The organism is Celerinatantimonas sediminis (assembly GCF_046054195.1).
GTDB lineage: Bacteria > Pseudomonadota > Gammaproteobacteria > Enterobacterales > Celerinatantimonadaceae > Celerinatantimonas.
Genome location: NZ_JBEQCS010000023.1, coordinates 1 through 19,083 on the forward strand (window position 1 = coordinate 1; position 19,083 = coordinate 19,083).

The following is a 19,083-nucleotide window of genomic DNA, read 5'->3' on the forward strand; positions in this document are numbered from 1 at the left end:
CGGAGTAGACGGGACTCGAACCCGCGACCCCCGGCGTGACAGGCCGGTATTCTAACCAACTGAACTACCACTCCGCATCTGTCCTCAGCTGCGGCGCAGATAATACGTATCTGCGCAGAGCGAGTCAACTAGCTTTTCCCTTTTTTCTGTAAAAAATGTGTCAACTGCTGTATAAACAGCCAACTTATTGGGGAGGTGGCTCTTTTTCATCATCTTGAGTTAAATCAGGCTCATCCCCTTCAATGCCTGGCGTAACTGCATCCGAAGGTGCCGTTGCACTATTACCTGTCGCATTCGGCTGTGGATCAAGCTCAATATTTTCATCGGCTTTAATCGATGCCTCTTCAAGTGCTTTTTTAAACGCTCTGCGTTTGCGCCACCAGATCCAAGCAAATCCACCACCGACAAGCATCAACACCACTATAACAACTGCAATAGTCCATCCAAGCCAATGTGATTTAGCTGGCGGCGGTGGCGGAGGGGCTGCCTCAACTGGCACATCAACAACAGGCGCAGGCTCTCTTTTAGGCGCTAGATAGAAGCTTTTTTCTGGCATATCCATCACCACCGCTCTGCCACCAATCGTATCGGCATAAACAGTGGCGTTCATACGATAAGTCCCGGGTTTTTTAGGCGTTGGGAGGGTGAAAATTAGATCTTTAGGCGCATTGCGAGAGCGAACTTCAAAATGCTGATTCAAATCTACATTATTATAAATCCGACCATCGATAATCAGTGAATCCGGGGCAATTTCATCTTTGTTAATCTTTAGCTGCATCTTCAGCGGCTGATCATCCTGCGGGAGAATAAGCTCTGCTGAATATGGCTGATGAGCCACCAGCAAAATTTGCTGATACGCTCGGGTGAAAACATCATTGGCTGTAGAGACTTTAAAATCGTATTTGCCCGCTGGAATATCTAACTTAACGTAGCCGGTGTATATCCCATCGTGGGGATAACCATCATAAGCTTTGCCATTATCAGCTAACGCAGTGAGCTCTTTATGCCCTACCGTAAAGTTTTCATCCTGAACCTTGCCTGCGCTATCAACACTGACGCCCAACAGGACGTTATCCATATATGGGCCAAATACAATCGGTTTGCCACTTTCTAGCAAACTAGCCTTTAGAACGAGTCGCTCACCAACAAAGACTTCCACCGGGAACGGCTCGACATGCAACGCCACGTCACTAATGACCTGCACTGCATTTTTGTCGCTATTGGTTTCAACCAGCGCTTGCCAAGGCCCTGGCATTGGATTGGTAATAGTCACCACATCTAAATTGCGATTTTCCAACCAAGCAACATTCTTTGGCAGTGCCCAAGAATAGACTTTGCTACCATCTGGGCGAACCAATATTCCCGAAGGCGACCCAGCGCGTCGATGCAACATAAATGTTGCCTGCTTTACTTTTGGGTCGATGCGAAAGCGGTTATCAATAAGCGGAATATTATGATTACGATAAACGTCGATAAGCGGCGTGCTATTTGCAGCCCACGCGGATGGAGCTTGAATGCTCCCCAAGCCAATAAGTATGAAAACAAACCAACGTTGCAGGCTCAGCACACAATTACTCCCTTATAGATTCGTCTTGCTCTTCAAGCCAGAGACAGTGACCGCCTTTTTTCTTAACTAATTCAAGTCGCTGTTGATGAGCCTGTAATTCTTCGGCATCGGGTTGCACGACTTTAAGTGGTGGACGATTTTTTGTTAAGCGCTGAATATAACTATCGGCACCACTTCCTTGATCATCAGTTAAATTTAACCGACTTTGACCACCGGTCATTTTCAAAAAAACTTCAGCGAGTAACTCCGCATCAAGTAACGCGCCGTGATAAGTCCTTGAGCTACTATCAACGCCGTAATAATCACATAGGGAATCTAAGTTTTTGCGTGATGGTAGTGGTTTGCCAAGAACCTGCTGAACTTCTCGTCCTAGATATTCCCCTCGCCTTGCCACCATTAAGGAGTCGGTAACCTGACACATATCTTCGATAGTTTCACTGACATTGCGCAACCTTGAGAATTCATGATTCAAAAAGCTAACGTCGAATCCCGCGTTATGAGCGACAATCTCGGCGTCGCGTATAAACGCAATAAAATCATCGGCAATATCTTTAAATTCTGGCTTGTCCGCCAAAAACTCATCGGTAATGCCATGGACTTCTATCGCTTCAGGATCTACGGGACGGTCGGGTTTAATATAAACATGATAGGTTCGCCCGGTTAGTTTTCGATCGATCACTTCCACGCACCCAATCTCGATAACGCGATGCCCTAAATAAACTGGGCCATCATTGTTCATACCCGTGGTTTCTGTATCGAAAACAATCAATCGTTTCTGTTGAATTTGGCTCACTCGTTCACCTATGCGAAACTAAAGATAACTTAGCTAACATTTTATCAAAGCATGACTAAATCAGTGCAACTATTTACCGATGGATCTTGTCTGGGAAATCCTGGACCGGGTGGTTACGGTGCCATCCTACAATATGCAGGCAAAGAGCGCGAATTATCCGCAGGTTTTCGTCTGACGACCAATAACAGAATGGAACTAATGGCAACGATTGTTGGCTTAGAAACGCTCACTCGTCCATGTGAAGTCACTCTAACCACCGACAGCCAATACGTCCGTCAAGGCATTACTCAGTGGATCCATAACTGGAAAAAACGCGGTTGGAAAACAGCGAGCAAACAACCGGTCAAAAATGTCGACTTGTGGCAACGCTTAGATAAAGCAGCGGCTCGCCATCAAATCCAGTGGCACTGGGTTAAAGGACATGCGGGGCACGAAGAAAACGAACGCTGTGATGAATTAGCCCGCAGTGCGGCTTGCTCAGATGATTTGGGCATTGATACAGGGTATGAGCAATCAACTAGCTAATGGCGTTACTGGAATCGCTTTTTTGACCCGCCATTTGTTACTAATCGGTGTCAAAAACGAAGTCCGTTTACGAGCCACAATAAAGTAGCACGATGAAAATGTTCGGGCATAACTACGCCCGCCATTTTCCAGCCACTCGCCGATAGGCTTAACACCTGCGAAGCTAGTAAATGCATAGCGATCATCATGCAACACCTCAAATCCTAAAAGATGTAACCAGTCTTTTACGCGCATGGGAGCAAACATTCGACATGCCCAAGGAATAATCCGTCGGCGTCCCAGATATCCGCGAATGCCCATTAAGCTTAATGGATTAAACCCACTAAGGATAATATAGCCATCACTGGTGAGAACACGCTCAACTTCACGTAAAATTTGATGAGGATCGCTTGCAAAATCAAGGGTATGACTTAGTAAACATAAATCAACACTACTTTGCTGAATTGGCAAAGCAGTGAGCTCAGCTACGATTCCTTTCGTAATATTGGGCGCAGCAGCAACATTAATGTGATTTCGAATCATCGACTGCTGACAATCCATCTCGGTACTTAAATGACCCAGTTTAAGCAAATAATAACCATAAATTTTAGCTAGATAACGCTCCAGAAGCATTTGTTCCTGCTCTTTTAGCCATTCGCCACCAGAGAAGTCCTGCCAATGCAAAGGACTTATGATTTTATGACTAATTTTTGCTGGCTTCATCGTACTCCATCCATTGTTTCTGGCATACTATCAATATGATGCTCCATAATTTTAAAAATTAAGGGAAACGTTACTATGCAAGTTATGACAATCCCCGCATTTAATGATAACTATATTTGGTTACTTCACCAACCAAACGAAACAGCCTGTGCCGTCGTTGACCCAGGAGAAGCAGAGCCTGTTATAGAGCGACTTCAAGCTCTTGGTTTGCAACTTAAATATATTTTACTCACCCACCATCATATGGATCATATTGGCGGAGTTAAACAGCTAAAAGCTTATGCTCCTGAGTGTCAAATTATTGCCGGAGCCGATATCAAGCTACCGTTTCACGCAACGGCGGTCCATGACGGGGATACCATCTCATTGAGCGAATTAAATTGCTCTTTAAAAGTAATGGCAACCCCAGGGCATACACTCAGCCATGTAGTTTATTATACTGATGATATGTTATTTTGTGGCGATACTTTGTTCAATTGTGGATGCGGACGCCTTTTTGAAGGCAGCTGCGAACAAATGCTCGGAAGTCTATCCGCCATTGCCAAACTCAATCCAGAAACTCAAGTTTATGCGGCCCATGAATACACCATGGCAAATCTTAAATTTGCCTTAACAGTTGAGCCTTACAACCCATCATTGCAAGAATATCAAGCCGAGATGCTTAAACAACGCGCCCAGGGGCTACCAACTGTGCCTTTTTCGTTAGCATCACAGAAAAAGCTTAATCCTTTTATGCGTTGTCATGAAACTACACTGCAACAAGCGCTTAGCCACCATTTACAAATAAACTGTGGCACTGAAATTGCTACATTTACGCAATTAAGAGGCTATAAAGACCGATTCTGACTTGAATAGATTAAAAACTATCCGTAACATAGCAGCATTTTTTTCAAGGTGACAAAAAAGACGATGCGTTTAACATTGGTCAGTTTGATGGTGATGGCTTTAACTGGGTGTCAGATGACCCAGCTTCATCATCAAGCAGATACCCCGACTCAAGCAGTAAAGTCGCCGCAGACGCCAACTGAGCCCGATTCAACAAAGACGACCAATGTTGACGTGACCAAGTCTCAGCCAGTCGAAGTGGACAGCGCCGAGCAAGAAGCTCAGCCAGTAGTCTATACCGATATTTGGAAGCGTCTTGCCGATAATATGAGCTTTGATATTCCAGTTCATGACAAACGAGTACAAGCTCAACTGAACTGGTTTCGTCATCACCCTTCTTATTTAAAGCGAGTCTCCAAACGCGCGACTCCTTATATGTATTGGGTGGTCGAGCAGCTGAAGAAGCGTCAAATGCCAATGGAGCTGGCATTATTGCCAGTTATCGAAAGTGCCTATGATCCGTTTGCCTATTCTCATGGGCAAGCATCAGGAATGTGGCAAATTATTCCAGATACCGCCACTCATTTAGGGCTACGCCGAAACTGGTGGTACGATGGTCGCCGTGATGTTGTTGCATCAACGGATGCAGCACTTGATTACCTTGAATGGCTCAATAAATTATTCGATGGCAACTGGCTGAACGCCATTGCCGCGTATAACTCAGGCCAAGGTCGAGTGTTAGACGCCATTCGGGATAATCGCCGTCATCATCGCGCAACTGATTTTTGGCACCTCGACTTGCCTTCTGAAACAGAAGCTTATGTTCCTAAATTGCTCGCGCTATGCGAAGTCATTAAATATCCAGAAAAATATGGAATTAAGCTGCCAATTATTGCCAATAAAGCATATTTGGAATCAGTTAATGTCGGCAGTCAAATCGACTTAGCTTTGGCAGCCAGAATGGCTGGTATGAAATTAGCGCAGCTTTATCAACTTAATCCAGGTTTTAATCGTTGGGCAACCGATCCAAATGGTCCGCACCATTTACTGATCCCAATGGATAAAGTTGATGCGTTTAAAACAGCTCTAGCGAAACTTCCTAAAAGTAAGCGAGTTCAATGGGAGCGCCACTTAGTTAAATCTGGTGATAGCTTAAATAAAATCGCTGCGAATTATCATACAACGACGAAGATGTTGCGCAGCGTTAACCATTTGAGCTCTAACCTGATTCGGGTTGGTCAACATCTGGTGGTACCTGTTTCGGTACGCAAACCAAGCCAGTATATTTTGAGTGAAACGCAGCGACTGGCAAAAATTCAGTCTCGCTCTCATCCATCGACGATTAAGATGCACTATCAGGTGCGCTCTGGTGACAGCTTATGGACGATTGGCCGTAAATTTCATGTCGATTACCACACTCTGGCAAAATGGAATGGCCTATCCCCCAAAGATGCTCTGCACAAAGACCAAAAGTTGGTTATCTGGCAGAAAATATCAGCCAAGAAAACCGGTGTAACCCGCAAAATCGTTTATGAAGTACGCAGTGGCGATTCGCTGTCAGTGATTGCGAACAAATTTAAAGTGCATGTGACTGATTTGGTGAAATGGAACGATCTGAAAAGCCATAGCTACCTGCAACCTGGTCAGAAGTTACGCGTTTATGTCGATATCACTCGTTTGAACGTATAGTCTGAAATGTGGCAAGTAGCGCATTATGATCGGATGCGTCAGTCGTAATCACACGACTACGCACCGATTTCAAACCGCGATAGAACATATGATCGAGAGCGTGGCCAAAAAAACGGCTGCGCTTATCATTTTTAAAGCGCACAGGAATTAACTTATATTTCGACATCCACTCCTGCAATACCTGCTGACGGCGCTTACTCCAAGTATTGAAATCTCCGGCGATGACCAATGGCCCATCATGCTGCTCAATTAAACGAGCTATTTCATTCAATTGCTGTAAATATGGCGCGATTTGCAAAGAAAAGTTGATTGAATGAAGACTAATCACCCAAAGCTCATTGTTTTGATCTGCCAGCGGATAAACACCAACGATCAATGATTTGGGTAGTCGAATTAATGGCTCGCGTTGGCGGCTACCGCAAACCTGCAGAGGTGGTTTGGCTGACGCCAACTGCACACCCACACTTTGTCGCCCCATTGAAAAAGCCTCAAGCATGGTCGCAGACCAACCTAATTGGCGCCAAAAGTTTTGCGTTGTTGATTCGCGAGCTTCTTGCAAAGCTATCACATCAGCCTGGCGCGATAACTTCTCTAAAACCTTATTCCAACCTGTATTTTGCGTTTTATAGATATTCCAGCTGGCGATACTAAATTGCTTTGGCAAAGTAGACACTTGCTCATCGGCTAATTTAACCCAACCGGGACATTCAGCTGCATAACGCTGCTGTTGAACTGTCATAACATTCGTCTTCTGTGGGATATCAAAATATGAAGCTACTGCCACGACACTACCAAACATGCCTACAATAGCAATGATCCACCATAATCTTTTATGACTCTTCGATATGATGACAACTCTCCATGCTCGAAATAAACCAGTTATGTATTCTTATTGCTTATAAAAAGCGTAGATGAGTTTATCGTATTCTGTTCATTGAATACCCTAAACCATATCTAATATGGAGATAACTATCAGAAAAACAAGCGCTCAAAGCTATAATACCAAGCAATAAAGCAATGGGAAAAGAAACCTTAAGTAAGTGACGGATTGGTTCGATGGCGCATTAAACACCATAACGGCAGTGGTAGTGCAGTGACTAGCAATAACCATAACAAGGTATAAACAGAATTCACACCGCTATCTTGTAAGTTAATATAGAGCTTGACCGGGATACCTTGCGGAAAATAACAAAAGACCATGACAACACCAAATTCGCCGATAATACGGCTCCAGGCTAAAGCGGCTCCGGTTGCTAATCCTCGAGCGGACAAAGGAAGGGATAATCGAATAAAAATTTGCCGCCAATTAGCTCCTAGCGTTTGTGCTACATCTTCAATATCTCGCGGAATATGCTCAAATGCAGCTCTGGCACTTAAAACATACCAAGGCATTGCCGCATAGATCTGCGCAAGAACAAACGCTGGGGGATTATTATTTAATGATACTCCCACAAAATGCAGTAAGCGGCCAAGCGAGCTGTAAGGGCCATAAGCAGAAACCAGTAACATCCCCATCGCAAGCGGCGGAGTTAATAGCGGCACTAATACAATAATTTCTGCAACTTTTCGCCAATGCGAATGGCTACGAGCCAGCCACCATGCCAGCGGTGTCCCAAGGATAATAATAAATGCCAGAGCAATACCACCTAAGCCTAGCGATACAATAACAGACTGACTGTCACCATAATCAAGGTGAAAATTGCCCCAAGGGGTGATACAAAATAAAGTGATGAACGGCGCTAACAATAATGCTAGCGCCGGAGTTGACAGAGAGAACGAACGCAAAACTAAATTTTTCCGCCTTTAGGGGCGCTATAACCACTTTTTTCAAGCAACATCAATCCTTGATGGCTCTGCATAAATTTAATAAAAGCCTCCCCTTCTTTTGGTTCTGGTGCATTTTTAAGTACCGCGGCATAGTAAACCAACGGCTGAGTACTCATATGTTCCACTTTTCCTTTAGCATCTTTGATACTAAAGCCGGCTTTGCTATACCATTTAGCAGACATATCTGGGTTACTTAAGTTAATTTGATCAGGCAAACTAATAAATGGCAAACCTGCCGATTTGACCGAAGCTTCATAGCCAGATGAAGCGTCAATTTGCCCGGCTTCAAGACGTGTTAACAAGCCACCCTCAGTGAAAACCTGTTTAGGATTCTGTATGCCACCTAAGACTTTATCCGCCATTTTAGGATGGTGATAATACAATCCGGCTAACTGCATCGTAAAAATGATGTTTCGCCCTTGAGGGTCAGTTTTAGGATCGGAGCGACCAAAACGTACATCTGGTTTTTCCAGCACGGTCCACCATGCATCATTGGGGTTTTTCGCAGCTTGAGCAAATTGTTTCGCATATTTACCTTTAGGATTATATGCGATCACCATACTGGTACTGGCTACCGGCACAGCATGGTCAACTAATCCTGCTTTTTGTAAAATTTCAATAGGTCCAGGAGTAATTGAAACAAATACATCGGCCACAATTTTTTTCGATGCAAGCAGATGCGCCATGCCATAAGCACCTTGCCCCTGGCCTTGGAAATGAACGTCATTTTGTTTCGCAAAAGCAGGCCCTAGCACTTTATCCATCACTACGCCCATTGAACCGGCATAAGTGACATGGACATTTTCGGCGGCTTGTACACCACAACTTAAAACCATTGCAGCAGTCGCTAACGCTAAAGATTTATACCGAAGCATTCGAAAACTTAACTGACTCATAGAAACTCCATTCTTAAAATAGTTTTAAATCTCCTTAATATCTACGACACAAATGACAGTAACAAGCAGAGAAAAAATATATAATATTTTGATTTTATTAAATTATTTTAAGGACTAAAATTCCATATTAGCAATCAAAAAATTCAGTGCTAGTACACTTTCACCGAGAACACCAAGCAATCGTAATATACTAAGATACATAACGATAGTACTGCCGAAGTGAATCATTTTTCCAGTACTTTTATAAAAAATATGGTTTTTATTGCTAAGTAGTTAGCTGTATGATGAAATTTTTTTATCCGAAAAGATAAAAAAATGAAGTTCATTAAGCAACAGTTAAGAAAACCCCGATAGTTTTAGTGATAAATATTGGTAGAATTACGCATCGTTTATCTCTGATGGGGCTCGCTTTGAAAAAAACGCTATTATTACTTCTTATAACCCTTACCTGCACAGTCGTTAGCGGGTGTGGTTATAAACTCTCTGAAGCAGATATCAGTCAGTATCTTCAAAAACATATTGATTATAAAAAATCATACAAAATTGGAGCTCTGGCAGAAGTCGATTCCAACTTAAGTCAATTACACGTGCAAATTGGTCGCGATAATACGCAACAAATTGTGCTGACGGGACAAATTCAACTTCATATCACTAGCATCATTAAAGATTTTGAAGTAACCAGTCAAGGAACCTTTAGCTCCAAACCAGTCTATAACAAAAAAGAGGGAGCGATTTATCTGACAAATTTGCATATCGATCTTAAAGATATCCAACCGGCTAAACTAGCTCCAGTGGTTGAGCGCTTTTTGCCTAAAATTCAAAAATCGTTGGCTATTTATCTCAAGCAAAAACCAATTTACAAACTAGATCCAAATAAAACCAAACAGTGGTTAGCCAAACGCTTTGCCGATGATATTGAAATTACTCCAGGTCAAATCCAGCTTAATTTCAGTTTATAATCAATGACAAGCTGACATTGCGTCAGCTTGCTCCTCTGCACCTTTGAATACAATTGCTACTTCATCTTGGCGCACATATAATGTCTTATCAGTACATTAAACGCTGACTACATCATGGGTGGATAATTTAATAGTGATGTCGCACTATCAATATCTGGCGCTAACCAGCGGTCAGATTGCCAGCTCGATACCTTCTCTCTTAAATGCTGCCAAGCGACAAAAGTGCCAGAGCCCATCAGCTCAGAGCCGATAAACTCAACCGCTTGCGCTGCCAAAATATATTCAATGGCTAAAATATGACGAGTATTGGCAACTACCGAATGCAATTTCAGAGCAGATCTTGTTCCAAAGCTTAAATGGTCTTCTTGTAAAGCTGAAGTGACATAATTATCTAATACAGCTGGTTGAGCAGCCGCTTTATTATCAGCACATAAAGACGCAGCGGTATATTGAGCAATCATCATGCCTGAATTCACGCCTGGCTCTGCAACTAAAAAGGCAGGTAGCTGACTCACTAGTGGGTTAAGTAATCGATCAAGGCGTCGCTCACTCATTGAGCCAATTTCAGCAAGTGCAATAGCCAGTAAATCCGTTGCCATTGCAACAGATTCACCATGAGGGTGAGCTTGTGAAATAACACGCCACTGCTGAACAGATCCTAAAATTAATGGATTATCTGTTGCCGAATTTAATTCACAATTAATCTGTTTTTCACAATGTTCAAACTGATCCCGACAAGCCCCATGGACCTGCGGCATAGAGCGAATACTTAGGGCATCTTGCGTTCGAATCCCCTGACATTGGCTTAAAATTTGACTGTCTTTGAGACACTCTCGAATACGCTTACCGACCGTTTGAATGCCAGGACTTGGTTTAAGCGCAAGCATCTGTTCATCCAGGCAATCTAACTGTCCTTTAAGCGATTCAAAACTCATAGCACCGATAATGTCCGCCCAATCAAGGAGCATACTTGCATCGGTTAATGCCAAACTTGCCAGCCCCGTCATGCATGGCGTGCCATTCACCAGACTTAACCCTTCTTTTGCACCTAGCGTAACCGGTTTTAATCCAGCAAGTTGCAAAGCCTGCTTGGCACTCATGGTTTGATTTTGATAATGAACCTCACCCATGCCGATTAACGCCAAGCTGATATGAGCCATATGCGTTAAATAGCCAACAGAGCCTTGGGAAGGCACTATAGGGGTAATTTGCTGATTAAGCAGCGCAAGCAATGCTTTTACAACATCTGCAGAAATCCCCGAATGGCCATGACTATAATTGGCAATGGCTGCACAGATAATGGCTCTTGTTTGTTCGTCGGTTAAAGGCTCGCCAACACCGCAGGCATGACTTTGAATTGTGTTATGCGATAACTGACTAAGCTTATCTGAATCCAACACCACATCACTTAGAGCCCCTAACCCAGTGGTAATACCATAGGCTCTGGTTTGACTTGTCACAATTTGCTGAACGATATCCCGAGATTGATGAATGCGTTGCCAAACAGACTCAGAAAGCTGCAAAACAAAGTGGTGACGGGCAACATCAACCACATCTTGCCAAGTGATTTTTTGGCCCTGCCACAGTACGGTATTTTTCGATTCGCTCATATATCACTCGTGACTATTAGAAATAAACTGACTAAATCGCTGAGAGCCACCTTGCTTAAACATCTCATCTGGCGTGCCCTGACAATCGATAACCCCCTGATGCATAAAGATCACCTGATTTGACACATTACGGGCAAACCCCATTTCATGAGTCACGACCAGCATTGTCCGACCTTCGTCAGCAAGGCTGCGCATCACTTTTAAAACCTCACCCACTAATTCAGGGTCTAAAGCTGACGTTGGCTCATCAAATAACATCACATCAGGCTCCATCGCCAAAGCTCTGGCTATCGCAACTCGCTGCTGCTGACCACCAGAGAGTTGTTCAGGATAAAAATGACGCTTTTCAAACATTCCCACCCGGTTAAGCAAACTATGTGCTTGTTCGATACATTCAGCTTTAGATCGCTTTAAAACATATCTTGGACCTTCAATCACATTCTGTTCTACCGTTAAATGAGACCACAAATTAAAGCTTTGAAAGACCATTCCTAAACGTGTGCGAATGTATTCGATACGTTTATTGGAAATACTCTGATTCATCTTTTTTTCACGCTCAAAAATGACTTTTTCACCAGCAACATGAATAATTCCTGAATCAGGCTGCTCTAAAAAATTTAAGCAGCGTAAAAAAGTACTTTTCCCAGAGCCACTTGAGCCTAAAATGGAGATGACATCACCTTTTTTAGCCTCTAATGAAATGCCTTTGAGGACCTGATTTGCACCAAATGATTTATGTAATGACGACACATTTAAAGTTGTGGGAAGAACAGAATTCATTAACAAGACTCCTCAGAAATGGCCTTAGGTTCTGCCATTTGGTCAGCCGGTTTAGTATGCACCGTTAGTTTCTTTTCGATACAGCCATAGATTTTCACAATGACATAATTGATGATGAGGTAAATGACCGCCGCACAGATAAATACCTCCATGGTTCGGTATGTTCTTTGAATAATTTGCTGCGCCACACCAGTGACTTCCCAAACCGTAACAAGACTGGCAAGAGTCGTTGATTTGATGAGCATAATTGCTTCGGTTGAATAAGCAGGTAATGCATAACGGATCATAATTGGTGCGATAATACGGCGGATTAACAACGCCCGACTCATCCCACAAGCTTTGCCTGCTTCAATTTGTCCACTGGGAACAGAGAGCAACGCCCCCCGAAAAATCTCTGCAGTATAGCCTGCCGTACAAAGCGCAATCGATAGCACCGCACAATTAAAAGGTTCGCGAAAAATAGGCCACAAGAAACTATTTTGAATCCACTCCAGTTGACCTAAACCGTAGTAAACGACAAATAATTGAATCAGCAGTGGCGTACCACGAAAGATTAAAATATATCCCCGCGCAAAATAGCTTAATAGCGGATTTTGGTTAATCCTAAGAGCTAAAATAACCAGTGCCAAAAACAAACCTAAAATAAGCGAACAGATAAAAAGCTCTAGAGTGATAGGTAAAGCCGCCAGCAATTTCATGACCGTATGATAGATAAATTGAATATCCATTAGGCCGCCACCTCCGCCGCTGATTTAGAACGAACGTGGTTCATTCTTTTTTCCATCCGTTCAAATAGTTGGTTCGTGATAAACGTCAAAATCAAATAACAAGCACCACCAACCATGTAATAACGCAGATATTCGCCAGTCGAACCCGAAATCATTTGGCTGGCACGCATAATTTCGATAACGCCGGTAACTGAGATCAACGCAGAGTCTTTCAGGCTCATTTGCCAAACATTAGCTAAACCGGGAAGAGCATAACGAATAACTTGTGGAACAATAATACGAAGGAAAATAAGCTTTCTATTCATGCCAATAGCGAGTGCTGCTTCGATTTGTCCGGCTGGTTGAGCCGCTTTAGCCGCTCGAAACACTTCGCCTTGGTAGGAGGCACTAATCAGCCCAACGGCTAATCCTCCCACTAAAAAAGGAGGAATTTCGACAAATCCCTGATGCCCAAACATCTTTGCAAAATAACTAACAAATCCAGAACCACCAAAATAAAACAGGTAGATAATTAATAGCTCAGGAACACCGCGAAAAATAATCGAATAACCATTGCCAATTTGATTAAATAAACGACGAGAAGACAATTTACATGAAGCGACCAATGCCCCAATAACCGCGCCAACAATCATCGCAACGATGGATAACAGCAAAGTGGTAATCGTGGCCTGAATAATCAAGCCACTCCAACTGTTTTGCCCAAATATAGATTGAATCAGTGCATTCATAATTACCGCCTATGGGGTAACATCAGTGTGAAACCATTTCTGACTTAATTTTTTAACGGTTCCATCTTTTAATGCAGCTTTAATCGCAGCATCAAATTTAGCACTCAAATCGGTATCTGATTTACGAAAACCTAAAGCTTCACCAGCTCCCCAAATTGAACCACCAATTTTAGGGCCCGCAAAGTGAATGGATTTATTAGCAGGTTTGCTTAAAAACGCATTAGAGAAAGTTACGTCATCAAAAACTGCATCAATACGACCAGAACGTAAATCTAAAATTGCAGCTGCAGCTGAGCTATATTCGCGCACAGTTGACTTAGCAAAGTATTTATCAAGGAAATCGGTATAAACGCTACCTGATTGCATCCCAATAATTTTTCCTTCTAACGCTTTTTGCAGTGGTGCAACAACCGCATCTATTTTCGAGCTACCCGCCGGAATTTTAATAACGTTATCTTGAGCTTTACTTAATAAATCGGTTTTCTTGGTGATAAAACTGGCAGGAGTCGCAGCATAAGGGATAGAGAAGTCGATCACTTTTTTACGTTCGGGAGTAATGACGATTGAGTCCATAATGACATCGTATTTACCAGCATTTAAACCAGCGATCATGCCGTCCCAATTTTGCGTCGTTAATTCGCATTTAATCTTGATGCGCTTACACAGATTCGCCACGAGTTCAGGTTCAAATCCCCCCACTTTCCCTCCTGGAAGGGTCAAGTTCCAGGGTTCATAATTCCCTTCTGTTGCTATTTTGACCGATGTCCATTCTTTTGCATGTGCAGCAAAACTTCCACCGACCAACAAACTCAGAGCAACAGCCGCCATAGGCAGCTTTCGGGTAAACGATAAAGCTTCAGTCATAACTATTATTCCTTGTTAAGAGCAACATTAATTATAGGCCTGTATATACAGGCATTTATTAAGCCAACTATTCAAAGAATTTATAACTCACTGATTACTAAGCGGGGCCAAGTAATCAAACAGTTATCAAGATTTAATGATTGCCCCAGGATGAAGCTTTTTTGCACAAAAAAAGGTAGGGAGATTTTGCTTTTTAACATAAACACAATGAGTTAAGAGAGTAGACATAAATTTTGAATATCATCACAGTCAATGATATTGCACCGAAAAAAAGTGGTGCCCCATAACGGACCGACTGGTGACTATTTAAAATAAAAGTGCCAGATAATCTATTTGACTATCTGGCACTTTTTAATAGGTTTTCACCAAAGACAAGAGTAACTGACTCTTAGCGAATGGATTATCCTAACTGTTTACGGGCATTTCTAAACATCCGCATCCAAGGGCTGTCTTCGCCCCAATCAGCTGGATGCCAAGAGTTAGCAACAGTTCGGAATACACGTTCAGGATGAGGCATCATCACAGTAACGCGACCATCAGTTGTCGTCAGCCCCGTGATCCCATTCGCCGAACCATTCGGGTTAAACGGATATGCCTGCGTTGCTTGGCCATAATGGTCAACAAAGCGCACCGCAACCGTATTGCTCTGTTCAATCGCGCTTAGATGTTCACTGTCGCGAACTTCAACTTGACCTTCACCATGGGCAACAGCAATAGGCATTCTCGAACCTTGCATATCACTAAAGAATAATGATGGTGATGACTGAATTTCGACCAAGCTAAAACGCCCTTCAAACTGTTCTGATTGGTTGCGAACAAACCGCGGCCAATGAGAAGCGCCAGGAATCAGCTCTTTTAAAGTTGACAGCATCTGACAACCGTTACAAATGCCTAAGGCAAAGCTATCTGAGCGTTCAAAGAACTGAGCAAATTGGTCACGAGCTAACGGATTAAACAAAATAGATTTAGCCCAGCCTTCCCCTGCACCTAACACGTCCCCATAAGAGAAGCCGCCACAAGCGACCAGACCACTAAATTTATCTAAAGTTACTCGGCCTGCGAGCACATCGCTCATGTGCACATCAATTGCATCAAATCCAGCTCGGTCAAACGCAGCTGCCATCTCAGAGTGAGAGTTAACACCTTGCTCGCGTAAAATAGCCATTTGAGGACGAACACCACTGGCGATCATTGGCGCGGCAACATCTTCATGAACATCAAAGTTTAAGTGCACATTTAGACCAGGATCTTTTTCATCCTGCTTAGCGACGAACTCAGCTTTAGCACATTCAGGATTATCGCGAAGAGCCTGCATCTGATAAGTCGTTTCAGCCCAGACTTGGCGATAATGGTTACGCGGCTCAGCCAATACAACTTCACCATTACGGGTAAAGCGAATCGTATCGTCATTGTTTACACGGCCAACCACAAAACTGCAATTAACTAAACCGTGACCGGCAAGCGTTGTCATAACGGATTCTTTATCTTCACCAGAAACCTGAATCAATGCGCCAAGTTCTTCGTTAAATAGGACGCTTAAGTCATCGTCAGCCAGTTGGTCTAATGCGATATTCACACCGCAATGTCCAGCGAAGGCCATTTCTGAGGCAGTGGCAAACAAACCACCATCACTGCGGTCATGGTATGCAAGTAATTTACCTTTACCCAACAGTTCCTGAATTGCAAGATAGAAGCCACGCAACAGCGCCGGATCATCGACATCAGGAGCAACATTGCCTAGTTGTTTGTAAACCTGAGCCAGTGATGAACCACCTAAACGATTTTTACCCTGACCTAAATCGATGAGAATCAGTAAGCTTGCTGCATCATTTTTCAGCTGTGGTGTGACAGCTTTACGAACATCAGTCACTTTGGCAAAAGCACTAATAATCAGAGATAACGGAGCGGTAACCGTTTTGTCTTCGCCATCTTGCTGCCAGCTCGTTTTCATCGACATTGAGTCTTTACCAACTGGGATTGTTAGCTCAAGCTCAGGGCAAAGCTGCTCACCGACAGCTTTCACTGCATCATATAAACCGGCATCTTCACCAGGGTGCCCAGCGGCTGCCATCCAGTTTGCTGAGAGTTTAATCTGACTCATTGCCCCAATGGGTGCCGGTGCGATGTTCGTGATTGCTTCAGCAACGGCTAATCGAGCACTTGCAGCATGATTAATTAATGCCGTTGGAGTGCGCTCACCAATTGACATGGCTTCACCAGCATATGTGTCATAACTTGCCGCCGTAATCGCGCAATCGGCCACTGGTACTTGCCAAGGACCAACCATCTGATCACGAGCAACTAAGCCAGTCACCGAGCGGTCACCAATGGTAATCAAGAAGGTTTTTTCCGCAACTGATGGTAAGCGTAAAATGCGCTCAGCAGCATCCGCTAAGCTCATGGCGCTTGTATCAAGCTCAGTACCTTGGAAGCTTAAGCGTTTGACATCACGATGCATTTTAGGTGGTTTACCTAACAACACTTCGAGCGGTAATTGAATCGGTTTATTCGAAAAATGCTCGTCGTGCAAGATAAGATCGCGTTGTTCAGTCGCTTCGCCAATCACCGCATATGGAGCACGTTCACGCTGACAGATTGCATCAAATTCATCAATTCGGTTGGCAGGAACTGCCAGCACATAGCGTTCTTGAGATTCGTTACACCAAATTTCTAACGGCGACATTCCCGGTTCATCATTTGGAACTTCGCGAAGCTCAAATACGCCGCCGCGGCCACCGTCATTAACCAGTTCTGGGCAAGCATTCGATAACCCACCAGCACCGATATCATGAATAAACGAAATTGGGTTTTGATCGCCCATCTGCCAGCAACGGTCAATCACTTCCTGACAACGGCGTTCCATCTCTGGGTTACCGCGCTGTACAGAGGCAAAATCTAAATCTTCAGCCGACTGGCCAGACGCCATTGAAGATGCAGCGCCCCCACCTAAGCCGATATTCATAGCAGGGCCACCCAGCACAATGATTTTAGCTGAAACAGGGATTTCACCTTTCTCAACATGTTCACCACGGATGTTACCCACACCACCGGCCATCATAATCGGTTTGTGATAGCCACGGACTTCGAATCCATTAAAGCTATTCACTTGCTCTTCATAGGTACGGAAATATCCCAGCAAGTTTGGTCGGCCAAATTCATTGTTAAATGCAGCGCCACCCAGTGGACCATCAATCATGATATCCAGCGCGCTAACAATACGCGAAGGTTTGCCAAAATCACTTTCCCACGGCTGGACGAAGCCCGGAATACGCAAGTTACTCACGCTAAAGCCAACCAAGCCAGCTTTCGGTTTAGAACCTCGTCCAGTTGCACCTTCATCACGAATTTCACCGCCAGAACCAGTTGCTGCACCAGGAAAAGGAGAAATAGCCGTTGGATGGTTATGCGTTTCAACTTTCATCAGAATATGAATCGGTTCCTGATGATAACCATACTGATAACTATGACTATCCGGGAAGAAACGGCCAGCGACAGAGCCTTCCATAACTGATGCGTTATCTTTATACGCTGAAAGCACACCTTCACTGTGACATTCAAAGGTGTTTTTAATCATTTTAAACAGCGATTTTGGCTGAACTTCACCATCGATAGTCCAGTCAGCATTAAAAATCTTGTGGCGGCAATGTTCTGAGTTTGCTTGGGCAAACATCATCAGTTCAACGTCATTTGGATTACGGTTGAGCTTTTTAAAGTTTTCAATTAAGTAATCAATTTCATCTTCAGCTAGCGCAAGGCCTAACTCAAGGTTGGCACGCTCAAGTGCTTCTCGTCCCTGACCGAGAATATCAACGCTGACAACAGGAGCTGGAGTTGCGTGGCTAAATAGTGCACTAGCTTGCTCTAATGACGAGAATACCGATTCAACCATACGATCGTGAATCAGTGCTTTAAACTGCGCTTGTTGTAGCTCATTTAAAGGTTGGCTGAACTGGACATAAAAAGCAGTTCCTCGCTCAATACGACTCAGTGCGTCTAACCCGCAGTTATGAGCAATATCAGTTGCTTTGGATGACCATGGCGAAATAGTTCCAGGCCGAGGTGCAACCAAGAATAACTCACCATCAACAGCGTGCTCAGCAATGGTTGGACCATAGCGCAACAGCTTTTCTAGAACGGTATGTTGTTCCTGAGTTAAACTACCTTTTAAATCAGCGAAATGAACAAACTCGGCATAGATATCAACAACCGGTAGCGATTGCTCACTTGCCTGCTTTAACAACTGAGAGATGCGAAATTCAGAAAGTGCCGGAGCACCACGCAAGATTTCCATAAATTGTGTACTCGTATGCGTCTTGTGGCTAAAAGTAATGTTCAAAAAACATCCAATTTAACCGTGGGGGGTAAATTAGACTCTATTATAAAGAATAACAGGGGCTAAAGTCACCGCCTTGAAAGCACAAACTCCATGAATTAGGCCAGAAACTTCTCTCTCGTTTAGAGGCGCTTCACTTTGATGGTTAAATTTTGTTCAAATCAACCTATTTTAAACGAGCCTCATCCGATAAAGGATAAATGAGCAATCAAAGCAGAACGAGACCGAGTTCGAGATGATAAATACCAAGAGAAGTA

The 19,083-nt window shown here is 43.6% G+C and carries 16 protein-coding genes and 1 tRNA gene; 4 read left to right on the forward strand and 13 right to left on the reverse strand.

Annotation, left to right across the window (positions count from 1 at the left end; genetic code table 11):
* From ABTQ23_RS19120 to dnaQ, 3 genes are all read right to left on the reverse strand, one after another.
* A tRNA-Asp gene (locus ABTQ23_RS19120) sits at positions 1–74 on the reverse strand.
* A 110-nt stretch (positions 75–184) separates the two neighbouring features.
* Positions 185–1,567, reverse strand: a complete 1,383-nt coding sequence (locus ABTQ23_RS19125) for a hypothetical protein (protein ID WP_408617363.1) — start codon at positions 1,565–1,567, stop codon at positions 185–187.
* 4 nt (positions 1,568–1,571) lie between these two features.
* A complete protein-coding gene (gene dnaQ, locus ABTQ23_RS19130) occupies positions 1,572–2,360 on the reverse strand; it encodes a DNA polymerase III subunit epsilon (protein WP_408617364.1) in 789 nt (262 codons plus the stop codon).
* 51 nt (positions 2,361–2,411) lie between these two features.
* Here dnaQ and rnhA point away from each other — a divergent pair, with 51 nt between their 5' ends.
* Positions 2,412–2,885, forward strand: coding sequence for a ribonuclease HI (rnhA, locus tag ABTQ23_RS19135; RefSeq protein WP_408617365.1), 474 nt, complete (start codon positions 2,412–2,414; stop codon positions 2,883–2,885).
* Here the strand turns inward: rnhA and ABTQ23_RS19140 are convergent.
* Entirely contained in the window at positions 2,874–3,587 is a 714-nt protein-coding gene (locus tag ABTQ23_RS19140) for a class I SAM-dependent methyltransferase (RefSeq protein ID WP_408617366.1), read from the reverse strand. The two genes, rnhA and ABTQ23_RS19140, sit on opposite strands and share 12 nt — an antisense overlap.
* 75 nt (positions 3,588–3,662) lie before the next feature.
* Here ABTQ23_RS19140 and gloB point away from each other — a divergent pair, with 75 nt between their 5' ends.
* Complete coding sequence (gene gloB, locus ABTQ23_RS19145) at positions 3,663–4,433, forward strand: hydroxyacylglutathione hydrolase (protein ID WP_408617367.1); 771 nt, start codon at positions 3,663–3,665, stop codon at positions 4,431–4,433.
* 63 nt (positions 4,434–4,496) lie between these two features.
* Entirely contained in the window at positions 4,497–6,101 is a 1,605-nt protein-coding gene (locus ABTQ23_RS19150) for a LysM peptidoglycan-binding domain-containing protein (protein WP_408617368.1), read from the forward strand.
* Here ABTQ23_RS19150 and ABTQ23_RS19155 read toward each other — a convergent pair.
* The 3 genes from ABTQ23_RS19155 to ABTQ23_RS19165 form a co-directional block, all read right to left on the reverse strand.
* On the reverse strand, positions 6,082–6,984 hold the full coding sequence (locus ABTQ23_RS19155) for an endonuclease/exonuclease/phosphatase family protein (protein ID WP_408617408.1): 903 nt from the start codon (positions 6,982–6,984) through the stop codon (positions 6,082–6,084). The genes ABTQ23_RS19150 and ABTQ23_RS19155 overlap by 20 nt on opposite strands.
* Positions 6,985–7,133: 149 nt before the next feature.
* Positions 7,134–7,886: a molybdate ABC transporter permease subunit gene (locus tag ABTQ23_RS19160; protein ID WP_408617369.1), complete on the reverse strand. Its 753-nt coding sequence runs from the start codon at positions 7,884–7,886 to the stop codon at positions 7,134–7,136.
* A 2-nt stretch (positions 7,887–7,888) separates the two neighbouring features.
* A complete protein-coding gene (locus ABTQ23_RS19165; RefSeq protein WP_408617370.1) occupies positions 7,889–8,824 on the reverse strand; it encodes an extracellular solute-binding protein in 936 nt (311 codons plus the stop codon).
* Between the two features lie 410 nt (positions 8,825–9,234).
* Between ABTQ23_RS19165 and ABTQ23_RS19170 the strand changes: the two genes are divergently transcribed.
* Positions 9,235–9,783: a DUF1439 domain-containing protein gene (locus tag ABTQ23_RS19170; protein ID WP_408617371.1), complete on the forward strand. Its 549-nt coding sequence runs from the start codon at positions 9,235–9,237 to the stop codon at positions 9,781–9,783.
* 107 nt (positions 9,784–9,890) lie between these two features.
* Here ABTQ23_RS19170 and hutH read toward each other — a convergent pair whose 3' ends face one another.
* The 6 genes from hutH to purL all read right to left on the reverse strand — a co-directional run bounded on the left by hutH (position 9,891) and on the right by purL (position 18,784).
* Positions 9,891–11,393, reverse strand: a complete 1,503-nt coding sequence (gene hutH / locus ABTQ23_RS19175; protein WP_408617372.1) for a histidine ammonia-lyase — start codon at positions 11,391–11,393, stop codon at positions 9,891–9,893.
* A 3-nt stretch (positions 11,394–11,396) separates the two neighbouring features.
* A complete protein-coding gene (locus tag ABTQ23_RS19180) occupies positions 11,397–12,173 on the reverse strand; it encodes an ABC transporter ATP-binding protein (protein ID WP_408617373.1) in 777 nt (258 codons plus the stop codon).
* Positions 12,173–12,901: an ABC transporter permease gene (locus ABTQ23_RS19185; RefSeq protein WP_408617374.1), complete on the reverse strand. Its 729-nt coding sequence runs from the start codon at positions 12,899–12,901 to the stop codon at positions 12,173–12,175. Before ABTQ23_RS19185 ends, ABTQ23_RS19180 begins: the two co-directional genes overlap by 1 nt.
* Positions 12,901–13,629, reverse strand: coding sequence for an ABC transporter permease (locus ABTQ23_RS19190; RefSeq protein WP_408617375.1), 729 nt, complete (start codon positions 13,627–13,629; stop codon positions 12,901–12,903). The genes ABTQ23_RS19185 and ABTQ23_RS19190 overlap by 1 nt, the downstream gene beginning before the upstream one ends.
* A 9-nt stretch (positions 13,630–13,638) precedes the next feature.
* Entirely contained in the window at positions 13,639–14,493 is an 855-nt protein-coding gene (locus tag ABTQ23_RS19195) for a transporter substrate-binding domain-containing protein (protein ID WP_408617376.1), read from the reverse strand.
* Between the two features lie 400 nt (positions 14,494–14,893).
* Complete coding sequence (gene purL / locus ABTQ23_RS19200) at positions 14,894–18,784, reverse strand: phosphoribosylformylglycinamidine synthase (RefSeq protein ID WP_408617377.1); 3,891 nt, start codon at positions 18,782–18,784, stop codon at positions 14,894–14,896.
* Positions 18,785–19,083: the final 299 nt, after the last annotated feature.